Raw genomic sequence first — 17,256 nt, forward strand, 5'->3', positions numbered from 1 at the left:
CATCTGTCAAAACCCACCGAGTCCAAGATACGCGGCGGCGGAGCTCGGGTCGAGTGCTGCCCGCGAACCCTCGCGCGGCGGGCGTCCGACGCAGCTCGGCAGAGATTCTCCGCGTCGCCGGCTGCGCAGGGCACAGCTCCGCCTTCGGCGAGGCGCTCACCGACGTCTCACTCCTTCCCGAACCCCAACATCAACTGCTCGGGCACGCTAACGCCGACACGGGTCGCAGGCGGGGCCCTCGGGCCGAGGCCATGCTCCGCGAGCAGGCGGGTGATCTGGGCGCGGGTGTTGGCGACCTCGGCCCAGCGCATGGGCCCCGAGCAGCGCGGGCAGGTCTCCACGTCGGCGGCGAAGACGTGAGCGAGGAGCCAGGCCCACCGCTTTCGGGGTGCGGGCGCGTCGTCCGTGTCGCCGATCAGCTCGAGCTGATCGCCGCGAGCAGGCGGGGGCTTGTTCGCGGTCGCGTCGTCGAGCGCGGGCGTGGGCACGACGAGACGCCGGCGCGAGGAGTGGCTCGAGAGTACGCCGAAGTACCGGAGCAAGTGGAATCGCGGCGGGGGCACAGCAGCGACGAGCCGCGGGATGAGGTCAGCTGGCTCGAACACGAGCGCTCGCGTGCCGTCGCGCCACACCTTCTTGAACGTCAGCTCGAGCTTGCCGTCCGCGCGGCGCTCGAGGCGGTCCTGCGCGACGGGGGGGCGCGTGATGTACTTGCAGAGCCGCTCCACGCGACGGCGGTCCCGCCCGTCCACGACCTGCACGGCGTGGATGTTGATACCGCGCACCTCTGCGATGGGCTGGTCGGTCGCATCGACGGCGCGGGGGCGCGCGGGTGGGTCGGGCGAGGCGATGAGGCGAAGCGGCGGCTGGCCAGCGCGGTCGCCGCTCACGGAGAGGCCCTGCGCGGCGGCGGCGTAGCAGGCGGCCAGGCCAGGCTCGTCGAGGGCGAGCTCTGGTGGCGTGTCCTCGACGAGCTCGGGGTCGAGGCTCTTGCCGTGCGCTCGGAGGAGCTTCTCGACGCGAGCGGCGGTGCGCGCGGCCACCTCGGCGATGTCGGTTCGCGTGGGCGTGTCGAGCTCGCGAAACTCGAGCGGCGAGCGCGGGTCGTCGTTCTCGTGAACGTAAACGCCGTCGAGCACCAGCGAGTGGAAGTGGACGTTCAGGCGCAGCGCGCTGTCCGTCCTCTGCACCGCGGCCACGCCGCCCGTGTGCGCGTCTGCGACGCTCGCTAGCCCGAGCTGGCGCTTCGCTCGCCAGCGCAGTGAGCGGTCCACCTCTGCCATGAACGCGCTCACCACCTCGGCGCAGAGCTTCCGGTCGTAGCCGAGCAAGGCTCGCAGTCCCCAGGGCAGTGAGCAGATCCAATGGCGAATGGGCACGCGCGGCAGGACGCTCTGCTCCAAGTGGACGGCGGTGTCCGCCATCCGCCGACCGAGGCAGGAGGGGCAGAATCCGCGCTGTTTGCAGGAGAAGGCGACGAGCTCGGAGTAGCCGCACTCGCGACAGACCAGATGCAGACACCCGTGCTCGAGACGCCCGCAGCGAAGGTACTCCTCGAACTCCTTCACCACGAAGCGCGGCAGTCCGCCGTGCTCCTCCGCGCGCTCGAGGAACGCCGGCCAGTGCTCCGCCACCGTCTGGTAGAGCACGGTCCTCTCCGGCCGGTGGCGGAAGCGCGAGCGCTCGGGCTGTGCGAGCGCATGTGCAGGGTGGCCCACGCCACTGCCGCCTCAGCGAGCGGCGTGCCAGCCAGGTGAACCCAAAACCCCGCTGTTTCGCTCGCTCAGCTCATGTAGGGCGGGGAGCCCACGATGGTGCCGGTCTCGGTGAGGGAGTGACTGGCGCCCGGCACCTGCGAGTCACCGACCAGCTTGGCGATGCCGAAATCCAGCACCTTCACCAGGAGCGGGTCGTCCGGGCGCTTCTGCACGATGAACACGTTGTGCGGTTTGATGTCGCGGTGGACGACGCCGCGCTCGTGGGCGCTGGCCAGGGCACCGCCCACCTGCTGCACCAGGAGCACGGTGGTCGCGAAGCTGAGCCGGCCGCCGCTCTCGAGCAACTCCGCCAGCGAGAAGCCCTCGAGGAGCTCCATCACGATGTACGGCACCGTGCCGTCGAGAGTGCCGAAGTCCATCACCTGCACCACGTTGGGGTGCGCGATGCGTGCCGTGGCCCGCGCTTCCAGCTCGAAGCGCGCGATCAGCGCCGGATCGGCCGCCACCCGCTCGGGACGGATCAGCTTCACCGCGACCTCGGTGTCGAGCCCCTCGTGGCGCGCGGCCCAGACCACGCCCATGCCGCCCTGCCCGAGCGGGTAGAGCAGGCAGAGCTTGCCCGCGAGGACGGCGCCGGCGCGGATCTCGAAGGCCACGGGCCGAGTCTAGCGTTTTTTCCGGCTGCCTTTCCGCCGCCGGCGCGCCTCCGCGTAGGCCGCGACCACGCGGCGGAACGCCGCTGCGTCGCCCCCGCGATCGGGATGGGTCTCGAGCGCCTTCTTCCGATAAGCGGTCCTGAGCTCCTCGTCCGTGACGCTCGGGGAGACGCCGAGCACCGCCCAGATCGAGACCTGAGCGTCGGTCGGCTTCTCGCGCCTCGCCGCTCGCGGCTCGCGGCTCGCTTTGCTCGGCCAGGGATGTTGCCCCCGCAGGATGCGCATCCACGCCTTGGCCCAGAGCGCATCGATCTCGGCGAGTCGCATGCCGGCCTTCTTCTCCGCCGCGGCCAGCGCCTCCTCGCGGGTGGCCGCCGCCCCGCCCTCCGCATCCGGTTTGCGGAACGGCACCTGCACCGGCGGGGCGCTCCACCAGGCGGCCCAGAAGAAGCGGCCGCGCTTCGTCCTCGTGATGGAGCAGGCAGGCGCGAAGAGCGACGACACGGCGGATCGACCTCGCACGTCAGGCGAACTGCGGGAGCGCGGCAATGCGCTCCAGCGCGTCCGCCGGGGCGTCCGGTGGAAATGGCGCCGAAGAACGCGTGAGGCGCCCGAGGAAGCTCCGCTCGAGCGGCCGCGCGAGGTGCCCCACCCCGAGCGCCGCCTCGGTGGTCCGCTTGCCCGCGCCCGTGACCGGGCCGCTACCCACGGAAAAACCCGCGAGGAGCAGCGCCGAACGCGTCGCGGTCGCTGCGCTGTAGGTGTGGAGCGTCGCCCCTTGGCGGCAGAACGGAACGAGCGCCGTGAACGCGGCCAGCGTCCAGAGCTCGGGGTTCGCTCTTGGCGAGAAGGGGTCCCAGAACACGATGTCGGCAGAGCCCGGCGTGAGCTGGCCGAACTGGCCCGGCAGCTCCCCCAGACAGAGCCGCCAGACGCCGCGCGCGCTCTCGTGGCGTCCCTCGGCGAGTAGCCGTCGGACCGCCGCGCCCGCGCCGCCTTCGAGGCCGAACGCTGCGGCGTGCTCAGGGCGCTGAGCCAGCTCGAGCGCCGAGAGATCGCGCTCGAAGCTCACGAGCTCGAGGCGCCGTGCCGTCCGAGGCAGCGCCTCGGAGACCTGCCAGGCAAGGGCGGCGTTCGAGCCCGCGCCCAGGCCCACGTCGAGGAGCACCAGCGGCTCCGCGTTGCTTTCGCCGAGCCGCGCCTCGAGCCGCGACGGTTTCACGTAGAGCCGCTCGGCCTCCACCCGCGGACCCACCACCGGGTGCATCAGCTCGCCGGTCGCGCGGTCGCGCATCGCCCGCGCGCCGCTCCGCGTGACCACCACCTCGCAGCCGAAGGCCTCCCCGCTCACGCCGGCGCCTCCTCCCCGATTCGCCGGTCGCTGTGCTCGTGGCGATCGATCGCCTCGAGCTTGACCTTCGCGTAGGCGGCGTACACACCGCGCTCGATGGCGGCCCGCGCCTCCACCATCAGCGCCAGGTAGTGGTGCAGGTTGTGCATCGAGAGCAGGCGCGGGCCGAGCGGCTCGCCGCACTTGAAGAGGTGGTGCAGATAAGCGCGGGAAAAGCCGCGGCAGGTCGCACACGCACAGGCTTCGTCGAGCGAGCGGTCCGCGTGCGCGTGGGCCGCGCGGGTGAGCTTCACGCGCCCGGTCGAGGTGAACGCAGTGCCCTGCCAGCCCAGGTGCGTCGGCAGGACGCAGTCGAACATGTCCACGCCCGCCAGCATGGCTTGAAGCAGATCGGGGGGCGTCCCCACTCCCATCAGGTAGCGCGGTCGATCCGCCGGCAAGAGCTCGGCCGACAGCGCCGTCATGTCTTCACGCTCCGAGCGGCGGTCGCCCACCGCGAGCCCGCCGATGGCGAAGCCGTCGAAGGGTTGCTCCGTCAGGAAGGCGGCCGACTCCCGGCGCAGCTCCGGAACCACGCCTCCCTGCACGATGGCGAAGAGGGCCTGCGCGGGATTGGTGCGCGCCGCCAGGCTGCGGAGCGCCCAGCGATGGGTCCGCTCCATCGCAGCCCGCGTGGCGCTCGCGTCGGAGCTCGAGTCGATGCACTCGTCGAGCACCATCATGATGTCGGCGCCGATGGCGGTCTGGACCTCGATCGAGCGCTCCGGCGACAGCAGGTGCTGGCGCCGGTCGACGTAGCTCCGAAAGCGCGCGCCGCGCTCGCTGATCGTGCGATCGCCCGGCAGCGAGAAGATCTGATAGCCGCCGGAGTCGGTGAGCACCGGCCCCGACCAGCCCATGAAGCGGTGAATGCCGCCCACACGGCGAAATAGCTCGGGCCCGGGGCGCAGCATCAGATGGTAGGTGTTGCCGAGGAGCACCTCCGCCCCCACCGCCGCCAGGTCGGCCGGATCGAGGCCCGTGACGGTGGCGCGGGTGCCCACCGTCATGAACACCGGGGTCTCCACGCGACCGTGGGCGGTGTCGAGGTAGCCGCGACGTGCGCGCGACCCAGGGTCGGTCGCGATCACGGAGAAAGGCAGCGGCATGGACCTCAGGTGAGCGGGCTCAGCGCAGCGTGAGCCGGAGCGAAGCGCTCTGGCACACCGGCTCGCACCCCGGCCCGTTGGGCTGCACGGTCTGGAACGCGGGGGTGAGCTGCGCGGTCGCCTGAAGCGCGCCCTGGTGCTCGATGACGAGGGACGCCTTCGACGCATCGGTGACGGTCGAGCTCAGGCCGCCGATGGCGTGCTGGTCCGGCGGCAGCGCGCAGCCGCTCTCGGCGATGCTGAGCGTCGCGTCGCTGCAACGAAACGTCGGCCCGCGCTCACACGGCTCGAGCGGGAGCTTGCCCTCGCAGCTCGCCGACTTGTCGTCGATCCTGAGGGTGATGCGGTAGCTGCCCGGCGGCCAGCCGGTGGGGCGCACCAGCTCGACGTCGAGGCCGCTCTTGCAGCCCATCTCCGTGCACACCTTCCCCGGCCCCGGCCCGGCTGGAGGCGGGGCCGAGCTCGCACTGCAGCCGGCCAGCACCAAAACGAGACACGCGGCGAGGGGAGCTTTCATGAGCGCGCGGGGTTTACCCCAAACCGGGCTCGGGAGACTAGCTCCGCTTGCCGAGCTGACCCCACCAGGCGTAGAGCACCGGCAAGACCAGCAGCGTGAGCGCGGTTGCGGTGACGAGCCCGCCGATGACGACGGTGGCCAGCGGGCGCTGCACCTCGGCGCCGGGCGCGCGGGAGAGCGCCATGGGCAGGAAGCCGAACGCCGCCACCAGCGCCGTGGTGAGCACGGGCCGGAGGCGCATGCGCGCCGCGGCCTCGATGGCCACCTCCGCGCTCGCGCCGCGCTCCTGCTCCTGGCGCGCGAACGCCACCAGCACCAGACCGTTCAGCACCGCGACGCCGAAAAGGGCGACGAAGCCAACGCCCGCCGAGATCGAGAACGGGATCGAGCGCAGCCAGAGCGCGCCGATGCCCCCGACCACGGCGAACGGAACCCCGAGGAAGATCAGGGCCGCGGCCCGCGCCGAGCGGAAAGCCAGCCACAAGAGGAACAGGATGAAGCCGAGCGCGAGCGGGACCACCACCGAGAGGCGCAGCTTGGCCTCGTCGTAGTGGCGAAACTGTCCGCCCCACGCGAGGCGGTAGCCGGTGGGGTTCCCGAGCTTCGTCGAAACCGTGTGCTGGGCCTCCTTCACCACCGACGACAGGTCGCGACCGCGCACGTTGAACTCGACGGTCAGCCTGCGCGACTGGGCTTCGCGGCTGATCTGCGCCGGGCCGGTCGAGAACTCGAGCTCCGCCACGTCGCCCAGCGGCACGATCTGGCCGCTGACCGACTTCAGCGGCAGCGCCCGGAGCGGCGCCAGATCACCTTGGAAGCCGTGGCGAGTCTTGACCACGATGCCGAAACGCCGGTCGCCTTCGAGCACGTGACCGGTCTGGTGCCCGACGGCGATGGTCTCGGTGGCCTGGTTCACGTCCTCGATGGTGAGGCCGTAGCGCGCCAGCTTGTTGCGGTCGGGGACGACTCGGAGGTAGCGCAGTCCCGCGACCTGCTCCACCCGCACGTCCACCGCGCCGGGGATGCCTCGGATGAGCCGAGCCGCCTCCTCGCCGAGGCGCGCCAGCTCGCCCAGGTCGTGGCCGTAGACGAGCAGCGCGGCATCCGAGCGGATCCCCGCCACCAGCTCGTTGGTGCGCATCTCGATGGGCTGGGAGATGGAGCCCGCGACGTCCGGCACTGCCACCTCGATGGCGCGCGAGATCTGCTCGGCCAGATCCGCCTTCTCGAGCCCGGGGCGCCACTCGGACTGCGGTTTGAGCGCGATGTACACGTCGGTCTGCTCGATGCCCATGGGATCGACCGCGAGCTCCGGCGCGCCGGTCTTGCTCACGACGTGGGACACCTCCGGCACGGTGAGGATGGCCTGCTGCAGCCGCTTGTCGGTCGCCACGGACTCGGAGAGCGCCACGCCCGGCAACCGGCGCGCCTCGACCAGCACGTCGCCTTCGTCGAGCTTCGGCACGAACTCCGCGCCCAGGCGCGAAAACCCCACCGCCCCCAGGGCGAGCAACAGCAGCGTACCGCCGACGACCGAGAAGCGGTGACGCAAGCTCACGCCCAGCAAGGGCACGAACAGCCGCTGCGCGGCGCGCAGCAGCCAGGTCTCCCGGTGCTCCGCCCGCGGGCGAACCAGGAGGCTGGTCAGCACCGGCACCAGCGTGAGCGAGAGCACGAACGCACCCGCGAGCGCCAGGAGCACCGTGGTCGCCATCGGCCGGAACAGCTTCCCCTCGATGCCGGTCAAGGCCAGGATGGGCAGGTAGACGACGGCGATGATCAGCTCGCCGAACACGCTCGCGGAGCGGACCTCGAGCGCGGAGTCGCGCACCACGTCCAGCCGTTCGTCGGGCGTCAGCGTTCGGCCCAGCCCGCCCTGGGCCATGCTCAGCCGCCGCACCGCGTTCTCCACGATGATCACCGCCCCGTCCACGATCAGGCCGAAGTCGATGGCCCCGAGGCTCATCAAGTTGCCGGAGAGCCCCGTGGCGCGCATCACGATCACCGCGAACAAGAGCGAGAGCGGGATCGTGGTCGCGACGACGACTCCCGCGCGGAGATCCCCGAGCAGGAGGAACAGCACGAGCACGACGAGCGCCGCCCCCTCGACCAGGTTCACGCTCACGGTGCGGATGGTGCGGTCCACCAGGGTCGAGCGGTCGTAGAAGGCCTCCACCTGCGTGCCCGCCGGCAGCGACGGACCGAGCTCGGCGAGCTTCTTCTTCACCGCCTCGGTCACCTGCCCGGAGTTCTCGCCCATCAGCATCATGGTGACGCCGACGACCACCTCGCCCTTGCCGTCCTTGGACGCGGCGCCACGGCGCAGGCGTGGCCCGAACTGGACGTCGCCGACGGTGGCGACAGTGATGGGCACCCCCTGCGGCGTGGCCCCGATCACGACCCCGCGCAGATCGTCGAGGCTCCTCACCAGCCCGTTCGTCCCGATCACGAAATGCTCGCGGGCGTGCTCGATGTAGCCGCCGCCGGCGTTCGCGTTGGACTTCTCCAGCGCGGCCACCACCTCGGCGATGGACACGCCGGCCGCCTGCAGCCGCTTGGGATCCAGCACCACCTGGTACTGCTTGTCCTCGCCGCCGAAGCTGTTCAGCTCCACGACCCCCGGCACCGTGCGCAGGACCGGAGCGATGTGCCAGTCGAGCAGCTCCTCGAGCTGCATCAGGGACATCTGCTCGTTGGTGACCGTGAACTGGTAGATCTCGCCGAGGCCCGAGGAGATGGGGCCCATCTCCGGGCGCCCGTACTGCGCGGGGACGGCCTCGGCGGCTTCCGGCATCCGCTCCGAGACCAGCTGGCGCGCGAAGTACACGTCCACGTCGTCGTCGAACACCACGGTGACCACGGAGATGCCGTACTTCGAGGTGGAGCGGACCTCCGCCGTGCGCGGGATGCCGGCCATTGCCCGCTCCACCGGCGTGGTGACGTACTGCTCGATCTCGACGGGAGAGAGGGCGGGCGCCGAGGTGATGACCTGCACCTGCTTGGTCGTCACGTCGGGCACCGCGTCGATGGGCAGGGTCCGAAGCGACCACAGGCCGGCCACGATCAACAGCACGGTGGCGACGATCACCGCCGCGCGATTCTTCAAGGACCAGCTGACGACGAGGGAGAGCAGGCTCATCTCAGTGTTCCTCTTCGGCGAAGGTGCTGCGCAAGAGCGCACTCTTCACCGAGAAGACCCCGTCCACGACGACCTGCTCGCCCTCGCGCAGACCGGAGACGATCTCGGTGCTGCCGACGCCCACCCGACCCAGCACGACCTCGTGGACCTCGAACTCGCCCTCGCCGTGGCGCACGAAGACCACGGGCTTTCCGGCCACCTCGGTGAGCGCGGAGTGGGGCACCGCGAGCACGTCGCCGCCACTCTCGCCGCCCTCGGCCGAGACCCGAGCGCTGCCGAACAGCCCGATGCGCAGCGCAGAGTCCGGGTTCTTCAGGCGGATGCGCGCGGTCAACGTGCGCGCCACCGGATCGACCTGCTGCCCGATGTATTCCACGCTTCCGGAGAAGGTCCGCTTGCCGTACGCATTGAGCTCCACGTCGGCCTTGGCTCCGACGCGCAGCTTGCCCAGGTCCTTCTCGAACACGCGGCCGACGAACCAGACCTCGGACAGATCGGCGATGCTGCCGATGGTGTGCTCCGCGCTGAGCGGCTGACCCACGACGGCGTCGCGGAACAGCACGGTGCCGCCGACGGACGCCCGCAGCGTCACGCTGGAGGCCCCGCCGCCGCCCATCGCCCCGATCTGCGAGCGCAGCCCCGCCGCCTCCGCGTCCAGCGCATCGGCCTCGCTCTCCGCGTCCAGCGCCTGTTGCTCGGACGCGAGCCCCTTGTCCACGAGCGCCCGCAGGCGCTTGGCGTTGGCACGCGCCGCCTTGCTCTTGGCGGTGGCCACGGCCTGACCTGCGCGGAGGCGCCCGATCTCCGGCACGCGCACCGTCGCCAGAAGCTGTCCCTTCTTGACGACCTCGCCCTCGCGAAACTCCACGCGTTCGATGCGACCGGCGACCGGCGAGGCGATGCGCGCGCTCTTGTCGGGATCGGCGACGACCTCCCCGGGCAGGGAGACGCCCGCGTCGATGCGCCCGCGGCGAGCCGGCTCGCTGCGGATCTGCGCGGCGGCGATCACCTCCTTGGCGAGCGACACCTGCTTGGGGATCTCCCCGTGCGGCCCTTCGTGTGACGAAGCCGAGGCCCCCGGCTCGCCGTGGCGCTCGTGCTCGTCGTGGGGCGCGGGCTTGGAGCAGCCGAAGCACAACGCGCACGCGAGCGGAATCCAGGTCCGGTTCACCGAGCACCTCCGCGCACGGGCAGCCCGGAGGCGCGCAGAAGCTCGACGGAAGCGCGGCACACGGCGTGTCTGGCCGCGACGTGGGACCTGAGGTAGTCGAGCAGCGCCTGCTGCGCGACCAGCGCGTCCCGCGCGGCGAGCCGCTGCTGCTCGATCTCGGTGGCCATGTCCTCCAGGCTGCGTTCCGCTCGCGCCACGCGCTCCGGCGAGAACGCCGCCAGCGCCTTCGCCCGCGCGTCGTACTCCAGGGCTGCGGTCGCCCAGCGCAGCCGCGCCTCGCGCGTGCGCTCGTGCGCCCGACTCGAGGCCCGAAGCGCCAGCGCCTCCGCTTCGCGGATCTCTCCGGAGTAGGTCCGCGCCACCGGCAGCGGGATCTGCACACCGCCCCCGAGCACTTGCTCGTCGTAGCCGTCGCGCTCCACGAACAGCGACACGCTCACGTTGGGCACGCGCTGGCGGCGGAACGTCTCCGCGCGCGCCCGCTCGGCTCGTTGCTCGGCGCGCAGCGTGGCGACCTCCGGCAGCGCCTCCGGATCGCCCTGCCCTCGCGGGGGTCGAGGCAGCGGCTCGAGCAGACCCGAGACCTGCGCCTCTGTCTGTCCCACCAGCGAGCCGAGCTCGGTGCGCGCGCGTTTGCCCCTCCGCTCGGCGTCGAGCCGAGCTTGCGTCGCACGCGCCGCGCTCACGGCTGCGACGTCGGCATCGACGCGGGGTGCGCCGCCGCGCTCGGCCAGGGCCTGGGCGGCGAGCGCTACCCGCTCGGCGACGCGTTCGGCGCGGCGCTCGAGGCGGGCCTCCTCGTCGGCCGCGAGCGCGTCGAAGTAGAAGAGCAGGGCGCTGGCGGCGATGTCTCGAGACACGGCCGAGGCCGCGTGCTTGTGCGCAGACGCCTCCGCGCGAGCCAGCTGGCCCCGGGCGCCGCGCTGCCCGCCGAGCTCGAGCTCCTGGGCCAGCTCGGCCCGCCAGGCCAGGGCGCTGCCGCTCCCGGTGCGCGTCGCGCGCCCGGCCGACAAGCCGAGCACCGGCCGCGAGGGCAACCAGGGCGTCGCGGCGGTCACGCGGCCTTCGGCGGCGCTCACGGCGTGAGCAGCCGAGGCCAGCGCAGGGCTCGCCCGAGTGGCGCACTCCGCGACGTTGTCGCGCGTCAGTATTCTGCAAGCTCCTGGAGCGGCGGCGGCGCTCGCGCTGGCGAGCAGCAACAGAGCCGCGCCGGCCCAGGACAAAAGTCCCAATCCCGTCATGAAGAGCCTCCAATTGGCCGACGCCGCGCGGCGATGTCGCCGCGGCGTCAGCACGTCCCTGAGCTAGTCGAACCGGAAAGCCAGCTCAGGCGAGACGAGGCGGACGGAACGGCGGGGTACGCTCGGGGCTCGGAGCGCGGAGCGCGTCCGGGGGCCGGCACTGAAGCTCGCCCGTCGCGAGGCGCGACTCGGTGGCTTGTAGGTTCGCCGACGGAACGGTGGGGCCGCCGTGGGCGCAGTGACAGCCCGCGCAGCCCGGGTCGCAAGGGCGGCCGCCTTTCTCGTCGTCGCAGTCAGACTCGTGGTGCCCGCCCAGGACCACGACCTCGACGAAGTCGGCCAGTACGTGGGCAAAGCCCGAGAGCTCGAGCAGCGCGACGAGCGGCAGGAGCCGCACGAGCACGGCGAGCTTCCGCGAAAATTGCCAGCGCCGGAGACCCATGGACGGGGCGAGCTTAACGTGGGGGATGGGCCCCAGGAAGCCCCCGTGCTCACTTCAGTAACACTTGCCCGGATCGAAGTCCGGCGCGCACTCGCACTCACACACGGCGCGCTCGCCAGCGGTCCGGCGCCGCCGTGCCGAGCAGTCGCCGATCGACTAGAATGTCGGCCATGCGGAGCGCACGTCGTTGGGCTTTGTGCTTGGGGCTCGTGTCGGTCGCCAGCGCCGTCGCCGGGGCCTGTGGTGGCAGCGACGGTGGGACCGCAGACAACGGCGGCCAGGGCAGCGGAGCGTCGAGCGGCAGCGGAGCGTCGAGCGGCACCGGGGCGTCGAGCGGCAGCGGCGGGCTCCTGCTCGACGTGGACACGGACACCAGCTCATCGGTGTCGATCTCGCCGCAGAACCCGGTGTTGACCGCGAAGTGCGGCGAGGCGGCGCCCACCGTGCAGCTCGACGCCTTCGACGGCGGCAAGAAGGCGAGCGCGCTCTGGTTGGTGGACAAGGCGGAGATCGGCACCATCGACAAGAACGGCCTCTTCACCGCCTCCGGGAAGGCGGGAGGGATCGCCACGGTGGAAGCCACCGTCGGGACGCAGAAGGCGACCACCACGGTGACCGTGAAGCTCGAGTGCGAGCAGAACGGCGGCATCGAGAGCGACGGCGGCACCACGGGTGGTGGTGTCGGCGGCGTGGGCGGAGAAGGTGAAGGCGGCGCGGTGGACGCAGCGCTGAAGGCGATCTTGCTCGGCACGCCGACCTCCGACGCGAGCCTGAAGATGCTCTACCCGTACGACAAGACGGTGTGGCCGCTCGGCCTCCTGGCGCCGCTGATGCAGTGGGCGGCCGGCTCCATGGCGGTGGCGGACGGCGTGTACATCCACCTGACCGCTCCGAACTACGACTACAAGGGTTACTTCGCGCGCCCCAAGCCCTTGGCTCCCAGCGCGCCGTTCGTGCGCCATCCCATCCCGCAAGCAGCATGGGACGCGGCGACGTTGTCGGCTGCCGGCGGGCAGCTCAGCCTGAACATCGTGGTCGCGAAGGGCGGCGTGGCCTACGGACCGATGACGCAGACCTGGACCGTCGCCAAGGGCCGGCTCAAGGGCACCGTCTACTACCAGTCGTACGGCACGAAGCTGGCCAAGAACTACTCCGGCGCCATCGGCGGCGACGGGCAATTCGGCGGCGCGACGCTCGCCATCAAGCCCGGCGCCACCGACCCGACGCTGGTCGCCGGCGGCAACGGCAACCACAGCGCGTGCCGCGTGTGCCACACCGTGGCCAGCGACGGCGCGCGCATGATCGCGCAGCACGGCAATGACTACCAGGTGAGCTCGAGCTACGCGCTGAACGCCGCCTACGCGGAGAGCGCCTACCCGGCGAGCACCAACACGAAGCTCGGCTGGATCGGCCTGTCGCCGGACGGCAGCCTGGGCCTGGGCAACGCCGTGCCGCTGCCCGGCGGCGCGAACACGGGCGCCACCACCGCGCTCTACGACATGACGAACGGCAGCCCCATCGCGACCACGGGCCTCTCGAGCTTCGTCACGCACGCGGGCATGCCGGCCTTCTCGCACGACACCAAGCGCGTGGCGTTCCTGTTCCAGACCGGCGCCGGCGACGCGACGGTGGGCCCGGGCGACGGCAAGAAGCTCGTGACCATGGACTTCGACGCCACGACCAAGGCGTTCAGCAATCCGAAGCTCGTGTACACCGGCGCGCACCGGCCCGGCTGGCCCTGGTTCTTGCCGAGCGGCGACGCCCTGGTGTTCCAGACCGAGGTGAAAGCGAACTCCTCCGGCGAGTTTTTTGCCACGCGCTACGGCGCGCAAGGCGAGCTCTGGTGGGCGGCGGCGCGTAGGAGTTTCCATCTGTCAAAACCCACCGAGTCCAAGATACGCGGCGGCGGAGCTCGGGTCGAGTGCTGCCCGCGAACCCTCGCGCGGCGGGCGTCCGACGCAGCTCGGCAGAGATTCTCCGCGTCGCCGGCTGCGCAGGGCACAGCTCCGCCTTCGGCGAGGCGCTCACCGACGTCTCACTCCTTCCCGAACCCCAACATCAACTGCTCGGGCACGCTAACGCCGACACGGGTCGCAGGCGGGGCCCTCGGGCCGAGGCCATGCTCCGCGAGCAGGCGGGTGATCTGGGCGCGGGTGTTGGCGACCTCGGCCCAGCGCATGGGCCCCGAGCAGCGCGGGCAGGTCTCCACGTCGGCGGCGAAGACGTGAGCGAGGAGCCAGGCCCACCGCTTTCGGGGTGCGGGCGCGTCGTCCGTGTCGCCGATCAGCTCGAGCTGATCGCCGCGAGCAGGCGGGGGCTTGTTCGCGGTCGCGTCGTCGAGCGCGGGCGTGGGCACGACGAGACGCCGGCGCGAGGAGTGGCTCGAGAGTACGCCGAAGTACCGGAGCAAGTGGAATCGCGGCGGGGGCACAGCAGCGACGAGCCGCGGGATGAGGTCAGCTGGCTCGAACACGAGCGCTCGCGTGCCGTCGCGCCACACCTTCTTGAACGTCAGCTCGAGCTTGCCGTCCGCGCGGCGCTCGAGGCGGTCCTGCGCGACGGGGGGGCGCGTGATGTACTTGCAGAGCCGCTCCACGCGACGGCGGTCCCGCCCGTCCACGACCTGCACGGCGTGGATGTTGATACCGCGCACCTCTGCGATGGGCTGGTCGGTCGCATCGACGGCGCGGGGGCGCGCGGGTGGGTCGGGCGAGGCGATGAGGCGAAGCGGCGGCTGGCCAGCGCGGTCGCCGCTCACGGAGAGGCCCTGCGCGGCGGCGGCGTAGCAGGCGGCCAGGCCAGGCTCGTCGAGGGCGAGCTCTGGTGGCGTGTCCTCGACGAGCTCGGGGTCGAGGCTCTTGCCGTGCGCTCGGAGGAGCTTCTCGACGCGAGCGGCGGTGCGCGCGGCCACCTCGGCGATGTCGGTTCGCGTGGGCGTGTCGAGCTCGCGAAACTCGAGCGGCGAGCGCGGGTCGTCGTTCTCGTGAACGTAAACGCCGTCGAGCACCAGCGAGTGGAAGTGGACGTTCAGGCGCAGCGCGCTGTCCGTCCTCTGCACCGCGGCCACGCCGCCCGTGTGCGCGTCTGCGACGCTCGCTAGCCCGAGCTGGCGCTTCGCTCGCCAGCGCAGTGAGCGGTCCAGGTCTTCGACCAGGAGCACAGTCTCCGGTGGTAGGTACGCCCAGAGCGGGACCAGCTGGTGGAAGGCCGGCAGAAAACCGTCGAGGCCGAACAGGCTGCGGGCGGTGGCCACGTCCTCCTCCAGCGCTCGGGCTTTCGTCGAAGGCCAGTCCACCGCGTCGCACAGCGAGCGCAGAATGACGCGGGCGCGCTCGGAAGCCGCGGGAGTGGTGATGGCTTCACGGGCCGGCGGCAGCCAGACTCGTGCGATCGCCTCGTTGGTGCGCTGCGACTCCGGGTCGAAGGACTTGAGCGAGAGGATCATGTCCCCGTACAGCTCCGCGCGCACCGGCAGCTCCGCGTTCGGCGGCCACACGTCGAGCACGCCGCCGCGGACGGCGAAGCTTCCGGGATCTTCCACGACCGGAGCGCGCAGGTAGCCGGCGGCCGCGAGCTTCGCCGCGACCCGGCCCACGTCGATTTCGTCTTCCGCGACGAGCTCGACCGCCGCGTCGCGGAGCGGGGCAGGCGGCACGAAGCGGCGCACGAGCCCCGCGGCGGTGGTGACCAGAAAACGCCAGGGCAGCCCTTCGGCGACGTGGAACAGCGCGCTCGTCCGCGCCATCTGCGCGCGCCGGTCGGGGCGGACGTCCGCCCAGGGCGTGGACTCCGCGGGCAAGACCGCGAGCGCCGCTTCGCCGTCGGCGACGCGCGCCGGGTCGAAGGGCAACGCCCGGGCGAGGAAGCTCAAGTCGGCGAGCGCCCGCCGCGCCGCGTCCACGTCCGGCGCGACGTAGAGCACGCGCGCTCCGGCGAGCGCGAGCGCGCGGGCGACCAATGCGGGAGCCGAGCCCTCGGCGCCGACGACGTGGAGGTTCCGGCTCTCGCGGGCGAGCTCCGCCACCTCGCGCGCGCTGAGCACCTTTCGCCCTTCCGGCAGCGCCAGCGCGTCGAGCAGGCGCTCGGATTCGGGCTGCTCCTCTTCGGTCACGGCTCCGGCGTGGTCTCGCGTGTTCGCTCGGCGGCCGCAAGCAGATGATTCTGGGCGCAGCGCTTCTGCATCGTGGAGCACGCGAAGGAAGCGCATTCGGGCGGAGTGATCGCCGGAAGATGCACCTGCGGCCGTTTGACGCCCGCCGGCGGAGTCGATAGACACGAAGCATGGCACAGAAACTGCGCAGGCAGGCAGGCAGGCAGGCAGGCAGGCAAGACTGATTGCCTAGGCGGCAGGCCGGCGCGCGAAGCGTTCGCGCTGAAACTTGGACTTGCGGTGGCTGCCCTTGGCCTCGTTGGGTGGAACAGCAACACGGTTGGTGTCGATGTCACTCACATCGCACAGTGGAACCCGGGGACGGTCGATGAGCCGATCTTGGTCAACCGAGACAACCCGTGGCTCCAGGGCTGGTTCAACACGACCGCGGGGAACTCCTGGAACGGCATTGGGCAGTACTCGCATCAGTATTCCGGCACATGTAACGGAACGATCCGAACCTACGAGTTTTGGTCGCCGCCATTCAACACCGACGACTGGGCGACCCCGATGCGTCCCGTGGCTGGCTACCAATACACAGACAGCCGAGCCAGCCAGCTGAACTGGGCCGTGCGCTCGGGCAATCTCGTGCCCGAGAACTCCTACGCCGTCGCGCAAGCTCACCTGTGCAACAACGACGGCCTGGCGACCTCTCCGTCCGCGACGTGGTTCCAGTTGTCGCCAAGTGTGTTGGTCGTCCCCGTAGTGCTGGTGTCGTGGATCCGGCCCGGGCTCGAATGGCCGCCTGCCGAGCAGGACTTCCGAGCGCGGGGACGCGCCCTCTTCGACTTCATCCCGTTCAAGGGGTCCTACACAAACACGGCGCCATCACAATGGAACGCGGCCAACACCGCCGCGCCCGAGCCGTACTATGATCCGCCCGACGACATCTGGACGCAGTGCGGGATCCAGTTTCAGGTCGTAGCGGAGTTCAAGTTTGATGCGCAGAAAGTGCCGCCTCCGTGCAACAAGACTGGCAACGTTCAAGAGTTCGCGGAAGTCGGGGCCGTCAAGAACCTGATAGCCGGTCAGATTGGCGCAGGTGCAGCCGAGGAGCTGCTGACACTTCTCGCGCCCGTTCGAGCACACTTCGGCTACCTGGGGTGCTCCAACTTCCGAGGCAAGGGCGATCTCGGCGACACCCACAGTTTGCACATCGATCGCGCCGACTCCGGGCCGGCGCCGCTCGTCGCACACGAACTCGGCCACGTGCTCGGCCTAACTCACGTCGGCACGTCGACCAACCTAATGTGCGGGCAGGAAAACTGCACTGGCCGAACGATCACCCAGCAGCAGTGCAACGCCGCACGGACCAGAGCTGGTGAGTTTGCCTCCCGGTTCCGGGAGTACAACCGGAAGCTCGGGCGCATCCCGGCCTCCAACCCGATCACCGTATACTATCCGGACCCCCACATCGTGGATCCCAGCCTCGTTTCTTTCCCCTTCACGTGTTGCGAGGTCTTTGGCTCGAAGTACTGGGCGTCAGTAGCTTCGTGTCCGGGCACGGTCCTGCCGGACGCCGCTTGCACGGAGTGCTGCACGCTGTCGGAGAGCCCAGTGGATGTCGAGTTTGTCAGGTTGGGCTCATGCGGGGGGACGATCTTGGAGGCGAGCAAGTGCACGTCGGTGTGCTGTAGCAATGGAGGCTCCTTCCAGCTTGTCGCGCAGGCAGAGTGCTTCGCCGCGGGAGGGACTCCAATCGACCGGGAGTACTGCCTCTGAT

The 17,256-nt window shown here is 70.9% G+C and carries 10 protein-coding genes and 1 pseudogene; 1 reads left to right on the top strand and 10 read right to left on the bottom strand.

Annotated features, from left to right (window positions below; all coding sequences use genetic code 11):
* Positions 1-167 precede the first annotated feature (167 nt).
* The 10 genes and pseudogenes from HS104_16590 to HS104_16635 form a co-directional block, all read right to left on the bottom strand.
* The gene (locus tag HS104_16590; GenBank protein MBE7481585.1) at positions 168-1,649 is read right to left on the bottom strand and encodes a transposase; all 1,482 of its coding nucleotides are present in this window, start codon (positions 1,647-1,649) and stop codon (positions 168-170) included.
* Positions 1,650-1,783: 134 nt separating this feature from the next.
* Positions 1,784-2,374, bottom strand: coding sequence for a serine/threonine protein kinase (locus tag HS104_16595; GenBank protein ID MBE7481586.1), 591 nt, complete (start codon positions 2,372-2,374; stop codon positions 1,784-1,786).
* Positions 2,375-2,383: 9 nt separating this feature from the next.
* A complete protein-coding gene (locus HS104_16600; protein ID MBE7481587.1) occupies positions 2,384-2,701 on the bottom strand; it encodes a J domain-containing protein in 318 nt (105 codons plus the stop codon).
* 196 nt (positions 2,702-2,897) lie between these two features.
* Positions 2,898-4,873 (bottom strand): annotated as a pseudogene (tgt, locus tag HS104_16605) (tRNA guanosine(34) transglycosylase Tgt).
* A gap of 19 nt (positions 4,874-4,892) precedes the next feature.
* Positions 4,893-5,390 carry a hypothetical protein gene (locus HS104_16610; protein ID MBE7481588.1) on the bottom strand — a complete coding sequence of 166 codons (498 nt, stop codon included), beginning with the start codon at positions 5,388-5,390 and terminating at the stop codon, positions 4,893-4,895.
* Positions 5,391-5,427: 37 nt separating this feature from the next.
* Positions 5,428-8,529 (bottom strand): efflux RND transporter permease subunit, encoded by a 3,102-nt coding sequence (locus HS104_16615; protein MBE7481589.1) that lies wholly within the window; start codon positions 8,527-8,529, stop codon positions 5,428-5,430.
* Between the two features lies 1 nt (position 8,530).
* Entirely contained in the window at positions 8,531-9,700 is a 1,170-nt protein-coding gene (locus HS104_16620) for an efflux RND transporter periplasmic adaptor subunit (GenBank protein MBE7481590.1), read from the bottom strand.
* On the bottom strand, positions 9,697-10,941 hold the full coding sequence (locus HS104_16625; GenBank protein ID MBE7481591.1) for a TolC family protein: 1,245 nt from the start codon (positions 10,939-10,941) through the stop codon (positions 9,697-9,699). The genes HS104_16620 and HS104_16625 overlap by 4 nt, the downstream gene beginning before the upstream one ends.
* A gap of 85 nt (positions 10,942-11,026) precedes the next feature.
* Positions 11,027-11,383, bottom strand: coding sequence for a hypothetical protein (locus HS104_16630; GenBank protein ID MBE7481592.1), 357 nt, complete (start codon positions 11,381-11,383; stop codon positions 11,027-11,029).
* Positions 11,384-13,418: 2,035 nt separating this feature from the next.
* Complete coding sequence (locus tag HS104_16635; protein ID MBE7481593.1) at positions 13,419-15,494, bottom strand: transposase; 2,076 nt, start codon at positions 15,492-15,494, stop codon at positions 13,419-13,421.
* A gap of 279 nt (positions 15,495-15,773) precedes the next feature.
* Between HS104_16635 and HS104_16640 the strand changes: the two genes are divergently transcribed.
* Positions 15,774-17,255 (top strand): hypothetical protein, encoded by a 1,482-nt coding sequence (locus HS104_16640; GenBank protein ID MBE7481594.1) that lies wholly within the window; start codon positions 15,774-15,776, stop codon positions 17,253-17,255.
* The last annotated feature ends 1 nt before the right edge of the window (position 17,256 follow it).

The organism is Polyangiaceae bacterium (genome assembly GCA_015075635.1).
In the GTDB taxonomy this organism is placed as follows: Bacteria; Myxococcota_A; Polyangia; order Polyangiales; family Polyangiaceae; genus JADJKB01.